Below are 22,158 nucleotides of genomic sequence, written 5' to 3' on the forward strand. Positions count from 1 at the left end.
CTCCAGAATGATCAGTTGGAATAAGGCGAGGTGTACGGGCTGACTGGCAGGCTCATAGGGCCGCTGATGTCCTCGAACTGGTAGCGCAAGGACAGGGCACCACTGAATTGTTGGTAGTCGTGGGCGTTGTCCAGGCCCAGATTGGCGCCCAGCAGGAAGTTCGAAGCGACCTTGTATTCAGCCGCCGCGGCGACGCTGTAGCCGATCCCGGTTTTGTTTTGCCCTTCGTAGCGCAGGCCCGAGGCCGCTTGCATGGCTTTGTCGTTGGGGAAATAGTCGGCGCTGTCCTGCTCGAAATGCTGCACGCCGACCGAACCCTTGACTTGATACGTCAAGCGTCCGGATCGTTGTGCCCAGGTCACTGGCACGCCCAGGGCGAAGAACGTCTGTGGGCTGAAATAGCCGCCGTGGCCATAAGTGAAATAGTCCTGGTTGTTGGCGTAGCTGATGCCGGTCATGCTCAGGCCGACGGTCAGCTTGCTGTCCGTTGCATTTTGCAGGTACCAGTAGACACCGCTGCCCAGCTCACCTCGGCTATTGGACTCGACATGGTTGCCCAATAGCTGGTGCCAGGAGGCGTAGCCATAGGCACCGACTTCGTTATCGTCAAAGCTCAACTGGCCACGCCCGCCGTTGGCGGTCACGCCGCCCCAGGACTGCCCGCTGCGTTTGTCCGTGGTGCCGGCAAACGAGGTGACGCTGTCAGTCACCGGACGCCGGGAAACGCTCACGCCGTAACGGACATTAGAGGTGTCGCTCACCGGGCGATCAATGCTGATGCCGCCGGTGGCGGTGGTGTATTTGAAGCCGAGCGGGGTGGTGCCGAGATCAGCTTTGAGCCCTTCCGCGGGCCGTTGAATGGCGACGGAAAGGCCGACACCCTCGGCTTTTTGCGAACCGACGCTGCCACTCTGGGCGCCATTACCGAAGCGCGACAGCGCCTCGTCGCTGGCACTGCCGGCGTTCAGCGATACCGGCGTCACGCGCAGGGCGACACGGCTTTCATCCAGCGGGATATTGATTTCCAGCGGTGTTTCAATATCAGTCAGTTTGCTCAGCCCCGACTCACTGTTGTTGCTGCGAATGCTCACGCCCTGGGTGACGTAGGCACTACGCTCCTGAAGGATTTTATTCAGCGCCAGTTGCGCGGGACTGATGTCCTCGCTCACCAGTGCTGCGCGCGGCAGCTGCGACTCGAATCGATTGCTCGCCTGCTGCGGCCGTGGCGGGGCGTCGATGCCAAAAGGAGGGGGAGACGTCAAGCGGCTTGGCAGCTCTTGAACCGGTGGCGGGATCGCTGCCAGCAAGGTGTCACGACTGACCTCGCTACGTGGCCCCGACACCCCCGCAAAAGGGTTGGGCGCCACCGTCGAACCGGCCAGTTGGCCGCTCTGGCTTCTGCGTTTCTCGCTCTGTTCAATGGCCACCGCTTTGCGCAGCAGATCGGTCGCCGTGCCGGTCTTGCCCATGTTCTGGTAGAGGCGGGCGGCCTCTGTCAGCGTTTGAGGGTTGCCGGATTCAGTCTTGAGCAGCTGTTGCAGTGCCTGTTCGGCAAAGGCAGTGTCATGTGCCAACACCGCCGCGTCAGCGGCACCCAACAGCAGTTGCGGGTCGTTTGGCTGACGTTGTAACAGCGGTTTGTAGAGTTCGAGGGCTTTTGCCGTGTCGCCATTGGCCGAGTACATCCGCGCCAGCGCCGCGACGGCAGCGCTGTCACCGGGACGTTGCGCCAGGGCGGGCGCTAGCGTGTCATAAGCGCTGGCCAGATTGCCTCGTTCACGCAGCTGGTCAGCCTGGCGGATGCGATAGAGATGGAGCAGGTCGTCGAAACGCTTGCGAGTCGGTGCGTTCAAGGGCCTGTTCTGAAGGTCGCGCAGAATCTCGTTGACCTGCGCGTCTTCTCCGGATTTAAGCAGGACAGCGGCGTATTGCAGGATGAAGTCCGCCGAGGGCACCGTGGTGTTTTGCAACTGGCCGCGCATGAGGGCCAGCGCACGGGTTGGCTCGCCGATGTCGACATAGGCCGAGGCCAGGCTCGCCGTGCGATCTGGACTGTTGTTGGCCGTCGGCTGAATACGATCGAGCAAGGTCAGGGCTTCCTGGCGCTGTCCGCGCTTGCCCAACTCGATCGCCTGGCTGAGTTGCAGGTTGAGGCTGACATCAGCGGCCAGCGCGTCCATGTCCGGGGTGCGCTGGTCGGGGCGCAAGCGTCCCAACGTTGTCTGGGCGGCTTTCCACTCACCCATCTGGACCGACAGCAAGGCGCTGACGTAAAGCGCATCGGCATTGTCGGGGTGGGCCTGGAGCATGGCGTTGATCAGGTCCCGAGCCTTTTGCGGTTCGCCCATCGCCAGGTTCAGGCGGGCCAGGGCGAAACGCGTCCAGACGTTGTCCGGTTCGTAGCGCAGCGCGTCTTGCAAGGCGTTGCGCGCAGCGGGCAGGTCGTTGCGTTGTTCGGCGAGGGCGGCCAGTTGCGTCGCGCGAAAGGCTTGCAAGCGTGCGGACTGGCCGATCTTTGCCTGTCCGGTGGCGGGCAGGCTGTTGATCAGTTGCAGGGCTTCATCGTTCTTGCCGCTCTTGAGCAGCACGTTGACTAGCCCTTCCAGTGCTTGAGGGTCGTCGCGGCGCAGGTTCAAAATCTGCCGATAGTTGCGCTGAGCGTCATCGAACTGGCCCGCGCTGGCCTGAATATTCGCCAGGGCGAGGCGAGCGTCGACCCCGTTTGGATTCAGCCGCAGCGCCTGGTTGACCAGGACCTGCGCCTGGGCTGTCTGGCCTTTGGCCTGGGCGTCGCGGGCCTGCTGCAACGCCGACCAGTAGCGCACTTCGTTCAGTGCAACTTGCCAGTGGCTGCCGCCGTGTTGTCGGGTGGCCTGACCCAGGAGCTTTTCCGCTTCGACCAGTCGGTGTTGCTGCTGGCGAATAACCCCAAGGCCGCCCAGCGCATCAGCATCATCGGGCCGGGTTTTCAAGCGTGCTTGAAAAGCCTGTTCGGCGGTGGCCTGATCGCCTTCTTTGAGCGCCTTCAGGCCGCGCGCGACTTCGGCGGGCGGTTGCCATTCCTTGCTGGCCGTCGTTGCCACTTGTTGCTTGCCCTTGTTCATCTGCGCCCGGATTTCCACGTCATCCGGATGCGTCTTGAGGTACGCCTCGAACAACGGTACTTGTGCCGGATTGGGCGGACCGATCCAGGTCAGCGCCAGGCGCCAGCTTTCGTCGGCATCACCGGCAATGTCGCTACGCTGGGTCAGGGCGGCCAGGGCGCGGATGCCTTCGGCACGGCTGTCTTCACGGCGGACCAGATGCTTGGCATAGAACAGCGCGACGATCGAGTCGTTGGGCATCTCACGTTGCAGGCGCTGGAATCCGCTGCGTGCTTCAGCCCAGTCAGCCTGATTGAAGGCAAGGTTGTTGTAATACTCGCGGCCGATCGTACCTTGAGGTGGGCGGCCACCGAACAGCGAGCGAAACACGGCGGTCGCCTTGTCACGCTCACCGGCATCGACGAGGCGCCGAGCCTCTTCCAGACGTTGCTTGTTCTGCGGTTGGGCCACGCCGATGTCCTGCGCCAATTGCAGTTCCTGCCGAGGCGGTGGCTGGATGGCCTGCAAGCGGGCGAGGTATTGCTGCGCCTGTTGTGGCTTGCCCTGTTGCACGCCGATCAAGCCCAGGCCATACAGTGCGTCAACCTGGACCGGGTCCAGCAGCAGGACTTTCAGCCAGACTTCCGCAGCGCGTTGAGGGTTGTTGTGCAACTGCCAGTACTGTCCTTGCTCGACGAGTAATGTCTGTGGTGTCGGACTTTGAGCGTGGGCAGCAGCGGTCGTCCATGCGCTCATGACGGCGATGGCTAGCGTGCGGTGGTGCGCGTGCATGCGGTCTCCCAGGAGAGTTTCAGCGTTCCGTCTTCCCGGAATCGGTAATGTTTATCTGCCCATCCGAGGGCGAACAGGCTGAGCATGAAGTTGTAGTAACGCGGCGCACCGGCGTCGGTATCAGGCCTGGCCAGTGCCTCTTGCAAGGCGAGCTCCACGCGGCGTCGTTGCTGATCGGCCAACCCGGGTTGGCCCTTGGCCTCAAGGTAGGGAATCAGTGCAGCCCAGAATCCGAATGGGCTCTGACCCTGAACATTGCCGTGGAGAACCTGGACTGTTTCCGGGGGGGAACCCGTCGCGACAGTGCTGCGGGCCATGCCGTCCAGCCGTTTGAGCAGGAGCGCTGCCAGCGGGTCGGAGGTATCACTCATGCCCAGCCAGAGGTACACACGAATGGCATCGTAGCTGCCCGTGTCGCCGTTGATCGGGTCGCTGACGAAGACACCCGATTGCGCTGAAGTGCCTTGATAACCGACCCAGTCCGCGACGAAACCGTGATGGCTCGATTGGGCAATCATCGTCGCGGTGTTGTTGGCAATTGCTTGCCAGGGCCCGGAGGGTGCTTCCTTGGCCAGCCGTCGTAATAGTGGCAGTGGCAGGTAGCTGGGGTTCAGACGCCAGAGAGCGTCCGGCAGGACGAAGCCCTGTGGTCCAGGCAATACCATTGGGCCCAGCCCAGGCAGCTTGACGACCAATTGCGCTTCAATCGTCGCCATCAGGTGCAGGGCGTCCCGGTGATAGTCCGGCCGATGCCACAGGCGTGCGGCTTCGAGCAGGGCGTAGGCGATCCACAGGTCCGCGTCGGCGGCCGAATTGGCGTCTTGCAGGCGCCACTGACCGTCCGTGCCTTGCCCCCATAACCAGCCCGGCAGGCGTGTGGCGGTGGCGGAGCCTGCGAGGTTGGCTGAGGTCCAGCGCCAGAGTTTGTCAAAGCGTGGCTGATCGTTGCCGATCAGTGCGAAGAGCATGCCGTACGACTGCCCTTCAGAGGTGCTGTGATTGTTCTCCAGGCTCGACTCCAGAACCCGGCCGTCGGCCTGGACGAAGCGCGTTGCATAGGTTTTCCACAGTGGCCAGGCCGGCAGCTCACAGGGGGTTGCGGCCGCTATCGCGGGCGCCAGCAGGGCAAGCGCAAGCACAGCGCTCAACCTGCGCGCGTTACCGCGCAGGCTCTGGCGAAGTGAAACATCCCGGCTGCTCATGGACGACACAGGCATGCGCGGCTCATTGACCAAGACGACGTTTGGCCCGTAAACGCAGAGCCAGGTAGGCCATCGAAGCAAGCAGCAAGACCCCGAGAAGCGTGAATAGCATGAGCGCTATTACGTTTTGCGAGAGGTACCACTGCAGATAGCGCAATGGGCCCAGGCTCCCGACGTAGTAATCCTGCTGGGCAACCAGCGATTGGACATGCTTGCCCCTGACCACCACCAGACTGCCTTGCAACTCGTGGGCGTTTTCTTCGCCGCTGAGCAGGGCGTTGGTCACGTCGGCCAAGCCGTTGGGCCTTGCGCTGGCGATAAATACCACGCTGCGCCCACTCTTGAGCGGCGATTCGAATCCAGTCAGATACGCACTGCCGTCCTCAGCGGTAAACCTGAAGCTGCTGCGTGCTTCACGCAGATTGGTTTTCGTATCCGGGCTGATCCAGTTGCGCAGACGCAAGGGCAGGTCAGACAGTTCAAAGTACTGCGCAGCGTCTTCGTCCTTGGCTGGCAAAAGGCTTTGCCATTGCTTTAGCAGCGGCTGATTGTTGCCCGAGGCGAGCACCAGCAAATCCCGGTCGCGTTGCTCGGCCAGCTGGTCGGCGTGGACCACCTTCACGCCGGTAGCCGGATAACCGGTGGAGTCGCCGAAGCGGCCCAGCAGGGTCAGGTAGGCGCTCAGTTCGGCCGGGCCTGGCTCGTTGGGCAGGATCACCGATGTTTCAGAAAGGTCAGCCATGCGGGTGAACGGGAAGCCACTGTCCTTGAACACCCCGAGGTTGGGCATGGCCATGAAATGTTCGTATTGGCTGAGGTCCAGGGTCGAGTCCGGGTCGATCACACCGCGCATGTTGTCGATGATGATGTCGCGGCATTCGCCCTGTTTGATGTAGTCATACATGAAGCGAAATTGCAGGCGCGATTGCAGCGCTACGGAATTGAGCGGCAACAGCATGCGCGACGTGCGGGCCAGGCTGTCGTCGGTTTTGAGCATCGCCAGCAGGCTGTCGCTGTTGCCGAGTTTCTCGATCGAAGGCAGATCGATCGACTTGATGAAGGTGTCGTTGAAGTTGACCAGCAACGAGGAATTGGTGGAGACCGGTTGCGGCGTATAGCGGTATTTCAGGTCAAGTTGCGCACCGGGCTCGCGCCAGTTGAACAGGTCGGGTGGCAAGCGCAGCGCAACCGTCATTTGTCCCGGGTTATAACCCGACACATTGAGTTCTGCGGGCTTCGCCAGTTCACCCAGGCGAACCGGGCGATCGGAAGGCAGCCAGTTAGGCGCGTCGTACGGTCGGCGTGGCTTGAGCGAGTCGATCCGCTCGATCACCACGCTTTGCCCGGAAAAGGCCGAGCCGCCGAGGGCCAGCGCTGTCGCGGCGACCTTGAGATCGGCGCCATCGCGCCCGGAGACGATCAACAGTTTGCCCTGGGCATCATTCGGGTTGCTCACGAGTGTCAATGTCGGCCCCGTGGCCTCTTTGATCGGTAAGCCACTCAAGGTCGTTGATTCGCTGCCGCTGACAAACACCACGGCGTTGCCTTTGGCCGGCAGGCTGGTGAAGCTGGCGGGGAAGGTTGCGCCGCGGTAGCTGGCCAGGGCGCCAAACCAGGACGACAGGATACCGGCGGCTTCAAGCTCAGGACCGCCCGGGCGTCCGGCGAACACGAAGGGTAGCTTCAGGGGCGAGGCGTCTCGACGATCGAACAAGGGCAGCGGTAGAGCGGACAGGTCGTTGGGCTGTTTAATCGAAGACACTTGGAGGCTCAGCTGGCTCTCGTTGCCGATCCTGGCCCACAGGCTGGAGTGCAAAGGGTCTTCACATTGCATCGTGTAGTGACCGATGAATTGCAGGCTGAGCCGGTTGAATTCGGTGATGGTCTGCGGCGGAATCTGTACGGTCCGGGTCTGCAATTTACCGGCCTCTTCCTTCGGCAGGGGCAGGCTGGCGGCCACCTGATCGTTGACCAGCACATTGATCTGCGAAAGGTCGGCCAGCAGCGCCGGTGAGTAGCTGTACTGCAGCGTGACCTGCGCAGCCGTGACGACTTCATCGGCGCGCACATTGAAGTTCACACTGTCGGTAGCCTCCACGCCTTTAAGGGTCATCGAATAGCTTTTGCCCAGCTCCTTGAGGGTGCGGGTATAGCTGTTACCCGGGGCATCGGTCCCGGGTAACGCTGCGACCGGCATCACTGTCGGTTCTGTGGCGCTGATTTGGGCGGTAGCACTCAATGCCCAGCCGCTCCAGCCCATTAGCGAGCAGGTGATCAGCATGAGTGAGCGACGAGGAAGAAAGGTCCGGCGAATGGAAGGCTTCAAGATCGTTGCGTGTCCGCGGTGGAGTCGATAGGTGATGGAGTGTCCGGGCGTTTGCGCAGCAGCGCCTGGCTGTCCTTTAGGGTTGCAACGAACAAGCGCAGGATGGCGCGCAAGCCAATGCGGCTGACCTCGCGCAACGCCGACATGGGTGCGTCGAGGCGGCCGTTACCCCACGTGTTGGCCCAGGTGTCGGCCCGTGAAAAGGTCAATCGCACCAGCTCACTTTGCTGGCGCAGGGTCAAACCCTCGAATTGCACGCCCGCCACGTTGTCGTTGCTGAAGACCGTTTTTGCGGGGAAGAGGCTTGAGGGAGGTGTGCGCAGAATGCACAGCCGCAGCTTCTCATTGACGCTGAGCTGAACCTGCGGTGGCAGTGCCAGACCCACGCCGTTTTGTGAGAAGTCCCGGGTTATGCAATCGAACCAGGTGCCGTCTTCGCGATAGACGCGCACGGGCAGGTCCGCGGGCACCCTGGGTTCGTTGCGCACCTGAGAGGATTCAGTGGCCACCGCCACGGCGGTGCTGACGATGACGATGTTGTACACGGTCCAGGCCAGATTGATCAGCAGGGTAGTGGCCTCGGCCGAATCACTCCCGATCAGTTTCACCACGCCGATCGCCAGGCCGATCATGTTCAAGGTCAGCAGGACGATGTAAGGCCGCGCGAGCTTCCAGTTGAAATAGTCCTTTTCAATGGTGCCGCCCTTGTCGGTCACGTTGAATTTGCCCAGCGAAGGGCTGATCAGGGCCAGCAGCACCGGTCGCATGATGTACCAGGCCAATACCGACTCATACACTTCGTTCCAGAAGGAATGGCGGAAGCGCCCCTGGATGCTGGAGGTGGTCAGGCTGGAATGGAAAATATGTGGCAGTACATAGACCGTGACCATCAACGCCGAGGCATGGAAAATCTGCGCGTCGAAGAACAGGTAGGCCAAGGGTGCGGTCAAGAACACCAGACGGGGCAAGCTGTAGAAAAAGTGCATCATGGCGTTGAGGTAGCAGATACGCTGCCCCAGGTTCAGTCCTTTGCCAAACAACGGATTGTCGGTCCGAAAAATCTGCGCCATGCCCCGCGCCCAGCGTATGCGTTGACTGATGTGTCGGGAGAGGCTTTCGGTGGCCAGTCCCGCCGCTTGTGGAATGGCGAGGTAAGCGGTATTGAAACCACGGCGATTGAGCTTGAGTGCCGTGTGCGCATCCTCCGTCACGGTTTCGGTGGCGATTCCGCCGACTTCCAGCAAATGAGTCCGCCGGATGACCGCGCAGGAGCCACAGAAGAAGGCCGCATTCCACTGGTCGTTGCCGTCCTGCACCAAGCCGTAGAACAGCTCACCTTCATTGGGTACCGAACGAAAGGTATCGAGGTTTTTTTCGAACGGATCGGGTGAATAGAAAAAGTGCGGCGTTTGCAGCAACGCCAGGTTCGGGTCCTTTAAAAACCAGCCCATGGTGATCTGCAGGAAGGAGCGGGTGGGCACGTGGTCGGCGTCGAATATGGCAATGAACTCGCCATCGGTGACTTTGAGTGCCTCGTTGAGGTTGCCGGCCTTGGCATATTGATTGTTGTCGCGGGTGATGTAGTTGACACCAATCTGCTGACAGAAAACCTTGAATTCCTCCCGGCGTCCGTCATCGAGCATGTGTACCCGCAGTTTTCCCTCGGGCCAGTCAATGGCCTGAGCAGCGAGCACCACCAGTTTGACGATACCCAATGCTTCGTTATAGGTGGGAATGAAGACGTCTACCGTTGGCCATTCAGCGGGCGGCTGTTGCAGAAGCTGCGGTTTGCGCTGCAGCGGCCAGGCGGTCTGTACATAACCGAAAACCAGCACGAGCAAGGCATACAGTTCGGCCAGCACCAGCCCGTAGCCAAATACGGCATCCTGCCAGCTGTCGAAGTTCAGGGTGTCGGACAGGCGCCAGTACATGTAACGCAACGAAGCGATCAGCGAGAGGGTGATCAGGGTCAGGATCGCCAGACGTCCGGCTTGCTTGCGGATGATCAGGCTGGCTGCAAAACAGACGGCGGCAAATGCGGCCTGGGAATACAGATTCAGCGGCGCAGTGAGGATACCCAGCACCAACAATGCCGCGATCAGCCCGACCGAGATCTTCAGGCCTTGGCGCCAACGCAGGGGCCATCGACTGACGCTAGCCTGGCAAGTATCCAGTAGCTCCTGCAACCACCATGTCTTTGCGGGTAGTTGATTCAGCTGGGCGGTCATGGCGTGCCCTGCTGGCTGTTAGCGTCCGCGAAAAGCAGGGCATGGACCGCGCCTGACAGCGAAAGAATGTCCTGACAGCCAATGCTCTCAGGTGCGTATTGCAACAGGTCCCGACCATAGGCCAGCGACTCGTTGAACTGGTGGTCGAGGCGAATCGTCCCGATCAGGTTAGCGCCGAGCCGCCGCAGAAACAGCACGCCCATGTCCCTGCTGAACGAACGCGAGTCATCCCGTTGGTTGAGCACATACCGGTGCCGCTGTGCGCATCGTCGGGTGGTTTCCAGCCACGGGGTCATGGTGTCCAGTGCCAGGTAGGAAGCCGCGTCGGCCACCGTCATCACCAGCACCAGATCGGCGGCGTCGAGCGCCTGTTGCGAATAGACGGTCGCACCCGAAGGAGTGTCCAGGATCACGGTATCGTTTTCGCTGAGGTTCATTGATGCAAGGTGCTGATTCAACCAGTCAGAATCTTCAAGCATCAACTGCCTGAGCAAGCGGCGATCGTTCATTTCGCCAGTGCCGAAGGGCAGGCACTCACTGTCGCTAAAGCCCGGCAGGCGATGAGCGCCCCAGTCTGCGTCCTGGTCTTTGAGCTGGATCAGCCCGGGAACCTGCCTGGTGATACCCAAGTGGCTGGACAGCGCGTTCTGAGGGTCCAGATCAATCGCGATGGTTCGCCCACCGGGGCGCCGAAGTGTTTTTGCCAGGCCAGCGGCGACGGTGCTTTTACCCACCCCGCCATTCGCCGAAACGATAGCAATGACCTTCGCCTTGGTCCGCTTGCGAGTCGTTTCTGGCAGACCGTCTCGACGAACCTGATTGAGTTCACGCAACAGGTCGCTCAATCGCTGATGGTCACCTGTAGCAGAACTCTCAGGTGGCTCGGTCAGGGGAGGGGATTTGGGCGCCGCGCCAACCAATAAAGAAGGTTGTGGCTCATCCAGTAGAAACACCGGTAGCGCGGGTGTTGGGGGAGACAATGCCACCGACGGCTCCGCCACAGCAGGTATAACCGGGTCGTCTTTGAAATCTTTGTAGTTCGGTTGTATTTCCTGGTAGTTCTCTGTATTGGCGCCAAAACGTGTAAAGAGTTTCGTAATATCGTCTACATATTTCATGCGTTGCACCAGGAATGAAATAACTCAGAAACTAAGCATTCGATAACTTGACAAAGTTGATGTGTTGTCTGGGTGTTGGCAGAGTGCCATTAATCTAGGGTGTCTGCGTTTGGGTGTCAATGATTGTTATAAAAAGTCAGTAAATCTTGTTGGCTTTAATTTGAGTGTTATTAAGATGTTATGTTATTCGTGGAAAGTGTGAGTGTTAGAATACGTCCAGCAATGATTGTCCAATAAGGTGTAATGTGATGGCCAGCAGTGGGTGTGTTTTTCGGGAGAGATAATTTCCGGCGCGATGGAGTGTGAGTGTTGATCGCTTTTGATGATTTGATGCTGGGTTATATATTAAATAAGTTGACTGATGTATTTGAAGAGATAGTGGCGGTTTCGAAAAATACTTTTTCGGATAAGGCGCCGGGTGTCGCGGAAGTCAGGCAACGTAAAATCGAAAAGAAACTTCCCGTCTGGCTACAGCGCCTGAAAAACAGCACGCCTTATCAAGTGACTCATGTGTTACTGGATCAAATGCACGCAGCGCGAAAGCTTAAACGCGGGCTGCGCTTCGAGGCGCAAGCGGCCTTGCTGGAGGCGCTGGCGGAGGCCGAACTGGCGATGGACGTGGCGAATTATTCGGCCGCCGTTTTAGAGAACCGTTTGAAATGCTTATTGGATCGCTGAAGGCTGTATTTATTTTGCTGCACAGCAAGGCGTATTCGAGGGGCAACACGGTACATCACCCAATTGCATTCGATTTCAACGTGTGCCGGGCTCCATCTATGGTTTGGTCTGGGTAATGTGTACAAACCATGATTTACTTCGGTCTCTGGCAAATCCATACATGCTATTACCTCACTTGTTTATCGCGCACCTGTGCGACAGTGTCGTGACAGTGTTTGATCTTGCCTTTGACGACTTTTAACTCACGTCCACATCCCGCATCAACAACCCAAAACGCAATTCCACCGCATCCGGTATCGGCAAATACACTGTATGCCCATCCCCCGGCGCCACTTCAACCGCCTCACCTTTGACGTTCTGCAACTGATGCAAATCAAAGTGGAAGTTGCCCTGGGGTGTCATCAGTTCCAGGTGGTCGCCCAGACCAAAGCGATTTTTCACCCGCACTTCGGCCAGACGATCCCGGCGTTCGCCGGTCAACTCGCCCACGAACTGTTGGCGCTCTGACACCGAGCTGCCGTTCTGGTAATTCTGGTATTCGTCATGCACATGCCGACGCAGAAAACCTTCGGTGTAGCCACGCTGGGCCAGGGATTCGAGATCGGTCATAAGGCTGCGATCGAACGCCCGGCCCGCCATCGCATCATCGATCGCGCGACGGTAAACCTGGGTGGTGCGCGCGCAATAGAAGTGCGATTTGGTCCGGCCTTCGATCTTCAATGAATGCACGCCCATTTGCGTCAGGCGCTCGACGTGCTGGACGGCGCGCAGGTCCTTGGCGTTCATGATGTACGTGCCGTGTTCATCCTCGAATGCCGGCATCAGTTCGTCAGGGCGATTGGCCTCTTGCAGCAGGAATACTTGATCGGTCGGCGCGCCGATGCCCAGGGTCGGTTCGGGCCGGAACTGCTGGACGATTTCACCGAGCTGATTTTCGCTGGCCGGCGTCGCCGAGTATTTCCAGCGACAGGCGTTGGTGCAGCTGCCCTGATTGGCGTCGCGCTTGTTCATGTAACCCGACAACAAGCAGCGCCCGGAATAGGCCATGCACAACGCGCCGTGGACAAACACTTCCAGCTCCATCGCCGGGACGTGCTGACGGATTTCAGCGATCTCGTCCAGCGACAGTTCGCGGGACAGGATGATCCGGCTCAGGCCCTGTTGCTGCCAGAACTCGACGCTGGCCCAGTTCACCGTGTTGGCCTGCACTGAGAGGTGGATCGGCATCTGCGGGAAGTGCCGGCGTACCAGCATGATCAGGCCCGGGTCGGACATGATCAGCGCGTCCGGCGCCATGGCGATCACCGGTTCCAGATCCTTCAAGAACGTTTTGAGCTTGGCGTTGTGCGGGGCGATGTTCACCACCACATAGAAGCGCTTGCCCTGAGCCTGGGCCTCGGCGATGCCGAGCGCGAGGTTGGCGTGATCGAATTCATTGTTGCGCACACGCAGGCTGTAGCGCGGCTGGCCGGCGTATACCGCGTCGGCGCCATAGGCGAATGCATAACGCATGTTTTTCAGGGTGCCGGCAGGGGCGAGCAGTTCGGGGGGCGTAAGCGTCATGGCGCAGGTCATGGCAGTGTCGATCGCAAAAGCCGGCAAGGGTAAGCGGCTTGTCCGCGGGGTTTATTGATCTGGATCTATGCTTGATGAACAAACAAATGGCACTCGCGCGAATCGTGGCGGACTAAGCATCAAGACGCGCAACGGCGCTCCTGCGCACTGACATGGATCGGACATGAACGAAACGAAGCTGCAAAACAGATCGCTGATGGTATTGCTGACGCTTGTAAGCATTGCCTTCATCTGGATTCTGCTGCCGTTTTATGGCGCGGTGTTCTGGGCGGTCATCCTCGGTATTCTGTTTGCGCCCTTGCAGCATCAGCTGCAACGGAGGTTCGGTTGGCCTCACAACCTCACGGCCCTGTGCACCTTGTTTCTCTGTGTACTGATCGCGATCTTGCCGGTGATCACGATCAGTACGTTGCTGGTTCAAGAAGGCGCGGCGCTCTACAACAGAATCGAAAGCGGCGAACTGGACATTGCCGGGTATGTGTCGCAGTTCAAGCAAAGTCTGCCGCCGTACGTTCAGAACTTGCTCGATCGTTTCGGCATGGGCGAGCTGGCCGGGCTGCGTGAAAAAATCATCAAGAGCACGATGCAAGGCAGCCAGTTTGTCGCGACCAAGGCGTTCAGTTTTGGCCTGGGCACGTTCGAATTCGTGGTGGGCTTTTTCGTCATGCTGTATCTGCTGTTTTTCTTCCTGCGGGACGGCTCCGAACTGGCGCGCAAAGTACGTGTGGCCATACCGCTGGAAGATAACCAGAAGCGCCGTTTGCAACTCAAGTTCAATCGCGTGGTGCGGGCCACGGTGAAGGGCAACCTGGTGGTGGCGATCACGCAAGGGGCATTGGGTGGTTTTATTTTCTGGATTCTGGACATCCCGAGCGTGCTGCTCTGGGCGGTGTTGATGGCGTTTCTGTCGCTGTTGCCGTTGGTGGGGGCGGGGATTGTCTGGATGCCGGTGGCGGTGTATTTCCTGTTCAGCGGCGCGATCTGGCAGGCCACGGTGCTCATTTTGTTCGGGGTGTTCGTGATCGGCCTGGTGGACAACGTCCTGCGACCGATACTGGTGGGCAAGGACACCAAAATGCCCGACTACTTGATCCTTATCTCGACCCTGGGCGGCCTGGCGCTTTTCGGTATTAACGGTTTTGTCATCGGGCCGTTGATCGCCGCATTGTTCGTGTCGAGCTGGGCCATTTACATCGATTCCAATCCACGGGTTCAGCTGCCTTAAGCACTGAACTGGCCCGAGCCGATACGTTGCGACAAGGCTTGGGCGGCGGGAAGCGAGGTGAGCGGGCCGCTGACAGGTTCACCGTCCTGCACCAGATACCAGCAGGCGAGTAATCCTTGGGCCCTGAGCGTTGCGGGAACCGCGCTGCCGATAACGGACATGATTTGAACCTGAGCCATAAGTACCTCCATTAATCTATGGAGCTACCTTACGGATCGGACGCTTGAACGGACAATCAACGCTTTCGATAGTCGTCATTGACGCCAATGAGTCCTGCGCTCAGTCCACCACTTGATCGAGCATATGCACCACTTCCTGCTCATTGAGCAGGCCTTTGCGCACCAGGTTTTCGGCCAGCAGCGAGAGAAATTTTGCGCTGCGATGACCCTCCAGATGCTTGAGTTCGGTCAGTGCGTTGTACACCTTGCCGGAAGTGCACAGGCCGACAATGCGGTGCGGATTTTGTGTGGGCATGAGGTCGTCCTTGTTTTTATCAACCTGTTGTTTACGGACAGATCCAAGCTTGCGGATCGGACATGACATAAATATGACCAACTTTACCTGCCGGGACTATCCCGACAGCGACCTTGGCGAGATTTATTCAGACCTCGCCATACCTTGCGGCCACAAAAAAGGCCCCGCAGTTAAAGCGGGGCCTGAGGAGTGGATTACCAGCGGTCGCCACGATAATAACCATGGGGAGGGCCGTAATAGCCGCGCGGTGGACCATAGCCGCGTGGCGGACCGTAATGGATCGGTGCCGGGCGGTAGTAGATCGGTTGTTGAACGTAGACCGGCGCCGGTTGGTAATAAACAGGTGGTGGTTGCACGTACACCGGTTGTGGCTGAACGTAGACCGGTTGCTCCACATACACTGGACGGTCGCGGCCGATGATTGCCGAGCCAATGATTGCCGAGCCGACGATCGCACCAAACACAGCCGGACCTTCCCAGCCGCCATGACCACGACCACCTGCTTCTGCCTGCCCCGCGATAGCGAGAGCACCGATCAGCAAGGCTACTGTGGGGATTTTACGGATCATGATAAGTCCTCGGTTCTTCGACCCGGCGCTCGCGTCTGCAATAGACACAAGTTGTCGCGGGGATACTTCTAAGACAGCATTTTTTTGAAAATCAGCACAGCCGTTGGGTAAATTTTGTGTAAGGTCTGTACCGGCTTCTTTACGACTGTGTGCCAGGTGCAGACTGGCTTTTATGATCAATCAGAACCGGTGGAGTGGCTAATCCCGTCCATCTGAAAGTGCTATTGAAGGAGATTCCAATGCAGATGAACCCCAACAGAGACACTCAGCTGTGCATGTCACTCTCGGGGCGCCCCGGCAATTTCGGCCTGCGGTTTCATAACCATCTGTACGAACAACTGGGCCTGAATTTCTACTACAAAGCCTTCAGCAGCCAGGACTTGCCGGGCGCCGTTGGCGGCATCCGCGCCTTGGGCATTCGGGGTTGCGGCGTGTCGATGCCATTCAAAGAAGCCTGTATTGCGTTGGTCGATGAGCTGGATGCATCGGCTGAGGCTATTCAATCGATCAACACTATTGTGAATACCAACGGTCACCTCAAGGCCTACAACACCGATTACATTGCGATTGCGCAATTGCTCGACACCCATCAGGTTCCCAAGGAATCGACCTTTGCCCTGCGCGGCAGCGGCGGCATGGCCAAGGCTGTGGCCAGTGCCTTGCGCGATGGCGGCTACAAAAACGGCCTGATCGTGGCCCGTAACGAGCGCGCCGGGCGTGCTTTGGCTGAATCGTTGGGTTACTCATGGCAGGCGGAACTGGGGGGCCAGCGCCCGCAGATGCTGATCAACGTGACGCCCATCGGCATGAATGGCGGGCCGGAAGCGGACCAATTGGCGTTTGAGCCTGAAGCCATCGCTGCTGCCGAGACTGTGTTCGATGTGGTGGCGATCCCCTCGGAAACACCATTGATCGTGCGCGGTCGTGCTGAAGGCAAACGAGTCATCACCGGGCTGGAAGTGATTGCAATCCAGGCGCTGGAACAGTTCGTGCTGTACACCGGCGTGCGGCCGACCGATGAGCAATTCCAGAAAGCCGTGGCGTTTGCTCGGGGCTGATCATCCCGATTTTTTATTGAATGTACCGGCCCCTTCGCGGGCAGGCTCGCTCCCACAGGTTCAGCGCTGATCTTGTGGGAGCGAGCCTGCTCGCGATTGTTGCGACTCGGTCTCCTGCCAATCCCCACTCACTTGCCCGCGAACATCTCCCACCTATACTGGCCACCAGCAAGCGCAGACTTGCTTTCCAGCCACCGTGACCGAGGTTTTCATGCATCCCGCCATTCTCAACCTGGATCAGGCCGAACTTTTACCGCTGCCCGAAGAATTTGCTCCCACCGGAGACGCTGCCGGCCGCTATCAACAACGCTTTGCCCGCATCGGCCAGCAATTGGGTGCGCAAAAGCTGGGTTATCGGTTGTACGCCCTGGAGCCAGGCATGCGTGGCAGTCCTTTTCATAACCATCGGGTCAACGAGGAGATGTTCTACATCGTGGCCGGGGAAGGGGAAGTTCGCCTTGGCGCCGAACGCTTTCCGATCCGCGCCGGTGACGTAATCGCCTGCCCCGCGGGCGGACCTGAAGCTGCACACCAGATCATCAACACCAGCAACGGCGAATTGCGCTATCTGGCAGTCAGCAGCCAGCAATCACCTGACATTTGCGAATACCCGGATTCCGGCAAATACGTGGTGATGGACGACTACAAGGTCGATGCCCAAGGCAATGCTTCGGGCTTCGTTGCCGTCGCCAGGCAGGCCGATGGTGTGGATTATTGGGACGGCGAGTAGCCATTCAGGCACAACGTATCTTGTAGCAGCTGCTACAAGTACGGTGCGGATTATTCGAGGCGTGCCAAGCGCTCTTCCAGCGCCGCAATCCGCGCTTCAAGCTCTTCGATCCGCTCAACCGACACACCGCCACTGGTGCCACGTTCCGCCGGATTCTGTCGGGCAGCCAGGATCGTTTCGATATCCGCCGGATCGCCCAGTGCATGCATATAACGGTCTTCGCGCTGGCCGGCCTGACGCGGAATCAACAGCGCCAGGCCTCTGGCGATCAAGCGCTCCAGCTGATGCATCACTTGCTCGGCATCTTCAAAATCATGCATGCGGCCGCTACGGGTCAGCAGTTCGTTGACCGTCTGCGGGCCGCGCAGGAACAACAGCCCGGTCAGAATCACCTGCGCCGGCACCAGTTCCAGCGCCTTGTCGACCCGATGCTCCCAGCGGTCGGCACGGCTGCCCATTACCAGTCTGGTAAAACCGCGACCTTCCAGCACGCGCAGGCTCTGGCCGACCTGGCCCTGGCTGAGGTTCATCACCGGTTCGCGGCTGGTTTTCTGGTTACAGGCAAGCACCAGCGCATTGAGCGTCAGCGGATAGGTTTCCGGGCTGGTGGCCTGTTTCTCGATCAACGAGCCCAGAATGCGGATTTCCGTGCTGTTGAGCCGCGGTTCGTCGGAGGTCGTTTCTTGCTCAGTGCTCATCGCGCTTTTCCCTATGCAGTCGAAGCATGCAGTCGAAGCCGCCTAGCCTAATCCTTGCAGGATAAAAGACAAGCCGCAGGGCGGTCGGGCATGGCTATAATCGCTCCACGTTTTTACTCCTGTCACCACACGAGACCATCATGACTATTTCCCTGTACGCCGCATCCGTTCCGGTTTTCCAGCAAATGCTCAATGCCCTGAGCAACAACCTGAGCAAGGCCGAAGCCCACGCTACCGCGAAAAACATCGATCCGAACGCATTCCTGCAAGCCCGTCTGTACCCGGACATGTTCCCGCTGGTACGCCAGGTGCAGATCGCCGTTGATTTCGCCAAAGGCGTTTCGGCGCGTCTGGCTGAAGTCGAACTGCCGAAATACGATGACACCGAAACCACCTTCGCCGAACTGCAAGCATTGATCGCCAAGGTTCTGGCCTTCATCGGTGAGATCAAGCCAGAGCAGATCGACGGCAAGGAAGGCATCGAGATCGTTACCCGTCCAGGCACGCCTAAAGAGAAGCGCTTCACTGGCCAGGCTTACCTGCTGAGCTACGGTCTGCCACAGTTCTTCTTCCACGTGACCACTGCTTACGCACTGCTGCGTCACAACGGTGTGGAAGTGGGCAAGCGCGATTACATGGGCGCGTTCTAAACCGCCAGGTACAAAAAAGCCCGCCAAGGTGTAAGCCTTGGCGGGCTTTTTTTGTCACGCCTTCTGTAGGTGCGTTGTTACGCCAAACGCTGGGCTTCCCGGGCTTCCCGGGTCTTCTGTTCCTCACCCTGGCACGCCGCCGCGGTGAACAGCACGTCGGTGGAGGAGTTCAGCGCGGTTTCCGCCGAGTCCTGCAATACACCGATGATGAAGCCGACCGCCACCACCTGCATGGCGATTTCGCTCGGGATGCCGAACAGGCTGCACGCCAGTGGAATCAGCAACAGCGAACCGCCAGCCACGCCCGAGGCGCCACAGGCACAGATCGCTGCGACGATGCTGAGCAGGATGGCCGTCGGAATATCCACGGCGATGCCCAGGGTATGCACGGCGGCCAGGGTCAGCACGGTGATGGTGATCGCGGCACCGGCCATGTTGATGGTGGCGCCGAGCGGGATCGACACCGAATAGGTATCTTCGTGCAGGCCCAGGCGCTTGCTCAATTCCAGGTTGACTGGAATGTTCGCCGCCGAACTGCGAGTGAAGAAGGCAGTGATGCCGCTCTCACGCAGGCAAGTGAATACCAGCGGATACGGGTTGCGACGCAACTTCCAGAACACAATGGCCGGGTTCATCACCAGTGCCACGAACAGCATGCAGCCCAGCAACACGGCCAGCAGATGCATGTAACCGATCAAGGCGCCGAATCCAGAGGTGGCGAGGGTCGAGGCCACCAGGCCGAAGATCCCCAGCGGTGCAAAGCGAATCACCACCCGTACGATAACCGTCACGCCATTGGACAAATCGCCCAGCACCTCACGGGTGGTTGCGCCGGCATGGCGGATCGCGATACCCATGCCGATGGCCCAAGCGAGAATGCCGATGAAGTTGGCGTTCATCAGCGCACTGACCGGGTTATCGACCACGCTCAGTGCCAGGCTTTGCAGCACTTCACTGATACCGCCTGGTGCGGTCACCCCAACATCCTGGGTGGCCAACACCAGACTCGACGGAAACAGCGTACTGGCGACCACCGCCACCACGGCTGCCGCGAAGGTGCCCAGCAGGTACAGAAACAGGATCGGCCGGATATGGGTTTCCTGGCCGTGCTTATGGTTGGCAATCGAAGCCATGACCAGCACGAACACCAGAATCGGCGCGACAGCCTTGAGCGCCGACACGAACACTTTGCCAATGAAGGCGGTGGACTTGGCCAGCTCAGGCGCGAGCAACGCCAAGGCAATCCCGGCGATCAGGCCGATGATGATTTGCGTGACCAGGCTGCTGCGTTTCAGGCGTTGCATGAGAGAAGGGGATAAAGCGGTCATAACGGCATCTCTGATTTTATTAGGGTGCAGGGTTCCGCTCATGCAGCAAAAAGCCGGGCAGGCCACATGGAGGGAACCGAAGGGTCGCTACATCAATGCCAATGAATGGCCGATGAGCAAAGTATAAGTACCGCAGGCCGCGGACTTTATCACAGCGTAGTCGTGATCCTTCAGACCTGTGACGATCTGCCACCCGATTGATCAACGCGATTTGCAGGTTCGTGCAACCTCGTCCGGAAACACTCTGTTAAGCTTCGCCATCCTCATTTTCAAGTTCTGCCAGTGAGCCTTCGGGCTGTCGCTGGTGTCGTCGTTTTCCTGGAGTTCTGCATGCTGTTGCCCATTCTTCTGTTGTCCGCTGCCGGTTTTACGGTGCTGACCACGGAATTCATCATCGTCGGCCTGTTGCCGGCAATCGCCCGTGATCTGGACGTCAGCATCCCTCAAGCGGGTTTGCTGGTGACCCTGTTCGCCTTTACCGTGGCCGCCTTCGGACCGTTCCTGACCGCATACTTTGCAAGGTTTGAACGGCGCAAACTGTTTATCAGCGTGCTGATCATGTTCGGCCTGGCCAACACGCTGGCGGCACTGGCGCCGAACATCGGGGTGATGGCCATTGCGCGATTGATTCCGGCGCTGGGGTTGCCGGTGTTCTGGGCGTTGGCCAGTGAGACCGCAGTGGACATCGTCGGGCCGGACTATGCCGGGCGGGCCATCTCCAAGATCGGTTTCGGTATTGTCTGCGCCACGGTGTTCGGCATTCCGGTGGGGACGCTGATTTCCGATGCGTTCGGCTGGCGCAGTGCCTTTGGCATTCTGGCGGTGATCGCGTTTGCCAAGGCGCTGCTGCTGTTTATCTACCTGCCGAAAACCAACCTGCACCAACATCAAGTCAGTTTCCGTTCGCAGTTCAGAATCCTGCGCAGCCCATTGATGCTGGGGCATGTGCTGTTATCGATCCTGGTGTTCAGCGGCATGTTCACCGCTTACACCTACCTGGCGGACATTCTTGAGCGGCTGGCCGGTTTCAACGGCACCGTGGTCGGCTGGTGCCTGATGGGCTTCGGTGCGGTGGGCTTGATCGGCAACTCGCTGGGCGGTCGCGCGGTGGATCGACATCCGCTGATCGCTTCAGTGACGTTCTGTGCCTTCATGATCGCCGGCATGGTCGCGTTGGTGCCGAACATTCATTCACCCCTCGGTCTGGCGGCAGCGATGGGGATTTGGGGCGTGACTCAGGCCGCGCTGTTCCTGGTCAGCCATGTGCGCCTGATGAAGGCTGCGCCTGAGGCTCCGGCCTTTGCTGCATCGCTGAACATCGCCGGGGCCAACCTCGGAATCGGTCTGGGCGCGATGGTCGGTGGGCGGGTGATCGACAGTGTTGGCCTGGGCGGACTGGGTTTCGCGGCAGCCGGTTTTATCCTTGTCTCGATCCTGTTGGCGATGGCGCTGATGACCTTCAAGCCTCGCGAAATCTGCGCCTGACATCTCACATCGCGGTGAACAGCTCGCGGCGAGCACCTTCGGTAATGGCGACAATGCCGGGGTGCTTGACCTTGCGCTCCACCGAGATGGCGTAGAACGACTCGCGCACGGCGTCGGTCTGACCGATCAACTCCACACCGCATTGGCGTTTCAATTCGTCGGCAATCACGCTCGGGCCGATGAATATCCCGCTACCGGATTGGCCGAAAGCCTGCATCAAAGCGCTGTCGTCGAACTCGCCGACGATCTGTGGCTGGATCTGCTGTTCGGCAAACCAGCGTTGCAAGCGACTGCGCACTACGGTTTCCGGCCCGGGAATCAGCAGCGGGGCGCCGTGCAGGCTGTGGGGGAAGTCCTGGCCATACCGCGCCGCCAGTTCGGCAGTGGCGAAGAAGCTGATGCCGCATTCGCCGAGTTTCTGGCTGTAGCCCTTGATGTCCAGATGCGAGGGCATCGGGCTGTCGGAAATCACCAGATCAAGGCGCTGAATCGCCAGGTCGGCAAGCAAGCGTTCCAGTTTGTCTTCGCGACAGGTGATACGCAGCGGTTCGCTCAACTCCATGGTCGGCGCGATCAGTCGATAAACGATGGATTTAGGCACCACGTCGGCGACGCCCACCCGAAACAGAATCTGTTGCTCATTGGGCTGCGCCCGCAGCATCAATTCCAGCTCGCCACCGAGTTGGAACATCTGCTCGGCGTAGGGCAGGGTCTGACGCCCGGCTTCGGTGAGTTCCAGCTGCCGGCCGACCCGACGAAACAACTCGATGCCATAGGTTTGCTCGAGCAGGGAAATCTGCCCGCTGATGGTCTGTGGCGTCAGATTCAGTTGCTCGCAGGCGCGCACGATGCTGCCGGTCTTGGCCACCACCCAGAAGTAATGCAGCTGTCGATAATTAAGCATGTTGGTGAAATCCCCTTGTTCACATACGCCAATAC

The 22,158-nt window shown here is 59.3% G+C and carries 18 protein-coding genes; 6 read left to right on the top strand and 12 right to left on the bottom strand.

Translation table 11 applies throughout. The annotated features are described in order from the left end of the window. Positions 1–11: 11 nt before the first annotated feature. The 5 genes from MMG91_RS03340 to bcsQ are packed head-to-tail and all read right to left on the bottom strand — an operon-like array spanning position 12 to position 10,749. Positions 12–3,875 (bottom strand): cellulose synthase subunit BcsC-related outer membrane protein, encoded by a 3,864-nt coding sequence (locus MMG91_RS03340; RefSeq protein WP_310658746.1) that lies wholly within the window; start codon positions 3,873–3,875, stop codon positions 12–14. After that, complete coding sequence (bcsZ, locus tag MMG91_RS03345; RefSeq protein ID WP_310658747.1) at positions 3,851–5,092, bottom strand: cellulose synthase complex periplasmic endoglucanase BcsZ; 1,242 nt, start codon at positions 5,090–5,092, stop codon at positions 3,851–3,853. Before bcsZ ends, MMG91_RS03340 begins: the two co-directional genes overlap by 25 nt. 7 nt (positions 5,093–5,099) lie before the next feature. After that, a complete protein-coding gene (gene bcsB / locus MMG91_RS03350) occupies positions 5,100–7,391 on the bottom strand; it encodes a cellulose biosynthesis cyclic di-GMP-binding regulatory protein BcsB (RefSeq protein WP_310659069.1) in 2,292 nt (763 codons plus the stop codon). An 8-nt stretch (positions 7,392–7,399) separates the two neighbouring features. Next, on the bottom strand, positions 7,400–9,631 hold the full coding sequence (gene bcsA, locus MMG91_RS03355) for a UDP-forming cellulose synthase catalytic subunit (RefSeq protein ID WP_305446226.1): 2,232 nt from the start codon (positions 9,629–9,631) through the stop codon (positions 7,400–7,402). Continuing rightward, entirely contained in the window at positions 9,628–10,749 is a 1,122-nt protein-coding gene (gene bcsQ / locus MMG91_RS03360; protein WP_310658748.1) for a cellulose biosynthesis protein BcsQ, read from the bottom strand. The genes bcsA and bcsQ overlap by 4 nt, the downstream gene beginning before the upstream one ends. A gap of 306 nt (positions 10,750–11,055) precedes the next feature. Between bcsQ and MMG91_RS03365 the strand changes: the two genes are divergently transcribed. Then, positions 11,056–11,427: a hypothetical protein gene (locus MMG91_RS03365; protein WP_310658749.1), complete on the top strand. Its 372-nt coding sequence runs from the start codon at positions 11,056–11,058 to the stop codon at positions 11,425–11,427. Between the two features lie 237 nt (positions 11,428–11,664). On the opposite strand, the gene yegQ is transcribed toward MMG91_RS03365, so the two are convergent. Beyond that, complete coding sequence (gene yegQ / locus MMG91_RS03370) at positions 11,665–12,990, bottom strand: tRNA 5-hydroxyuridine modification protein YegQ (protein ID WP_310658750.1); 1,326 nt, start codon at positions 12,988–12,990, stop codon at positions 11,665–11,667. A gap of 175 nt (positions 12,991–13,165) precedes the next feature. Between yegQ and MMG91_RS03375 the strand changes: the two genes are divergently transcribed. After that, positions 13,166–14,227: an AI-2E family transporter gene (locus tag MMG91_RS03375; RefSeq protein WP_310658751.1), complete on the top strand. Its 1,062-nt coding sequence runs from the start codon at positions 13,166–13,168 to the stop codon at positions 14,225–14,227. Here the strand turns inward: MMG91_RS03375 and MMG91_RS03380 are convergent. From MMG91_RS03380 to MMG91_RS03390, 3 genes are all read right to left on the bottom strand, one after another. Beyond that, complete coding sequence (locus tag MMG91_RS03380; RefSeq protein ID WP_305502585.1) at positions 14,224–14,406, bottom strand: hypothetical protein; 183 nt, start codon at positions 14,404–14,406, stop codon at positions 14,224–14,226. The two genes, MMG91_RS03375 and MMG91_RS03380, sit on opposite strands and share 4 nt — an antisense overlap. Before the next feature lie 100 nt (positions 14,407–14,506). Continuing rightward, a complete protein-coding gene (locus MMG91_RS03385) occupies positions 14,507–14,701 on the bottom strand; it encodes a hypothetical protein (RefSeq protein WP_030131554.1) in 195 nt (64 codons plus the stop codon). A 194-nt stretch (positions 14,702–14,895) separates the two neighbouring features. Then, a complete protein-coding gene (locus tag MMG91_RS03390) occupies positions 14,896–15,270 on the bottom strand; it encodes a hypothetical protein (protein ID WP_310658752.1) in 375 nt (124 codons plus the stop codon). A 239-nt stretch (positions 15,271–15,509) separates the two neighbouring features. Between MMG91_RS03390 and MMG91_RS03395 the strand changes: the two genes are divergently transcribed. Both MMG91_RS03395 and MMG91_RS03400 read left to right on the top strand, forming a co-directional pair. Next, positions 15,510–16,328 carry a shikimate 5-dehydrogenase gene (locus MMG91_RS03395; RefSeq protein ID WP_305502583.1) on the top strand — a complete coding sequence of 273 codons (819 nt, stop codon included), beginning with the start codon at positions 15,510–15,512 and terminating at the stop codon, positions 16,326–16,328. Positions 16,329–16,539: 211 nt separating this feature from the next. Further along, entirely contained in the window at positions 16,540–17,058 is a 519-nt protein-coding gene (locus MMG91_RS03400) for a cupin domain-containing protein (RefSeq protein WP_310658753.1), read from the top strand. A gap of 50 nt (positions 17,059–17,108) precedes the next feature. Here MMG91_RS03400 and MMG91_RS03405 read toward each other — a convergent pair whose 3' ends face one another. Then, positions 17,109–17,756, bottom strand: coding sequence for a YceH family protein (locus tag MMG91_RS03405; RefSeq protein ID WP_310658754.1), 648 nt, complete (start codon positions 17,754–17,756; stop codon positions 17,109–17,111). Between the two features lie 140 nt (positions 17,757–17,896). Here MMG91_RS03405 and MMG91_RS03410 point away from each other — a divergent pair, with 140 nt between their 5' ends. Further along, complete coding sequence (locus MMG91_RS03410; RefSeq protein ID WP_007901777.1) at positions 17,897–18,406, top strand: DUF1993 family protein; 510 nt, start codon at positions 17,897–17,899, stop codon at positions 18,404–18,406. Between the two features lie 77 nt (positions 18,407–18,483). Here MMG91_RS03410 and sstT read toward each other — a convergent pair whose 3' ends face one another. Next, positions 18,484–19,734, bottom strand: coding sequence for a serine/threonine transporter SstT (gene sstT, locus MMG91_RS03415; protein WP_310658755.1), 1,251 nt, complete (start codon positions 19,732–19,734; stop codon positions 18,484–18,486). A gap of 330 nt (positions 19,735–20,064) precedes the next feature. Here sstT and MMG91_RS03420 point away from each other — a divergent pair, with 330 nt between their 5' ends. Next, positions 20,065–21,219 carry an MFS transporter gene (locus MMG91_RS03420; protein WP_052967280.1) on the top strand — a complete coding sequence of 385 codons (1,155 nt, stop codon included), beginning with the start codon at positions 20,065–20,067 and terminating at the stop codon, positions 21,217–21,219. Between the two features lie 4 nt (positions 21,220–21,223). Here MMG91_RS03420 and nhaR read toward each other — a convergent pair whose 3' ends face one another. Further along, positions 21,224–22,123, bottom strand: a complete 900-nt coding sequence (nhaR, locus tag MMG91_RS03425; protein ID WP_305502578.1) for a transcriptional activator NhaR — start codon at positions 22,121–22,123, stop codon at positions 21,224–21,226. Positions 22,124–22,158: the final 35 nt, after the last annotated feature.

It is taken from the genome of Pseudomonas sp. JL3 (genome assembly GCF_031570575.1).
GTDB lineage: Bacteria > Pseudomonadota > Gammaproteobacteria > Pseudomonadales > Pseudomonadaceae > Aquipseudomonas > Aquipseudomonas cucumis.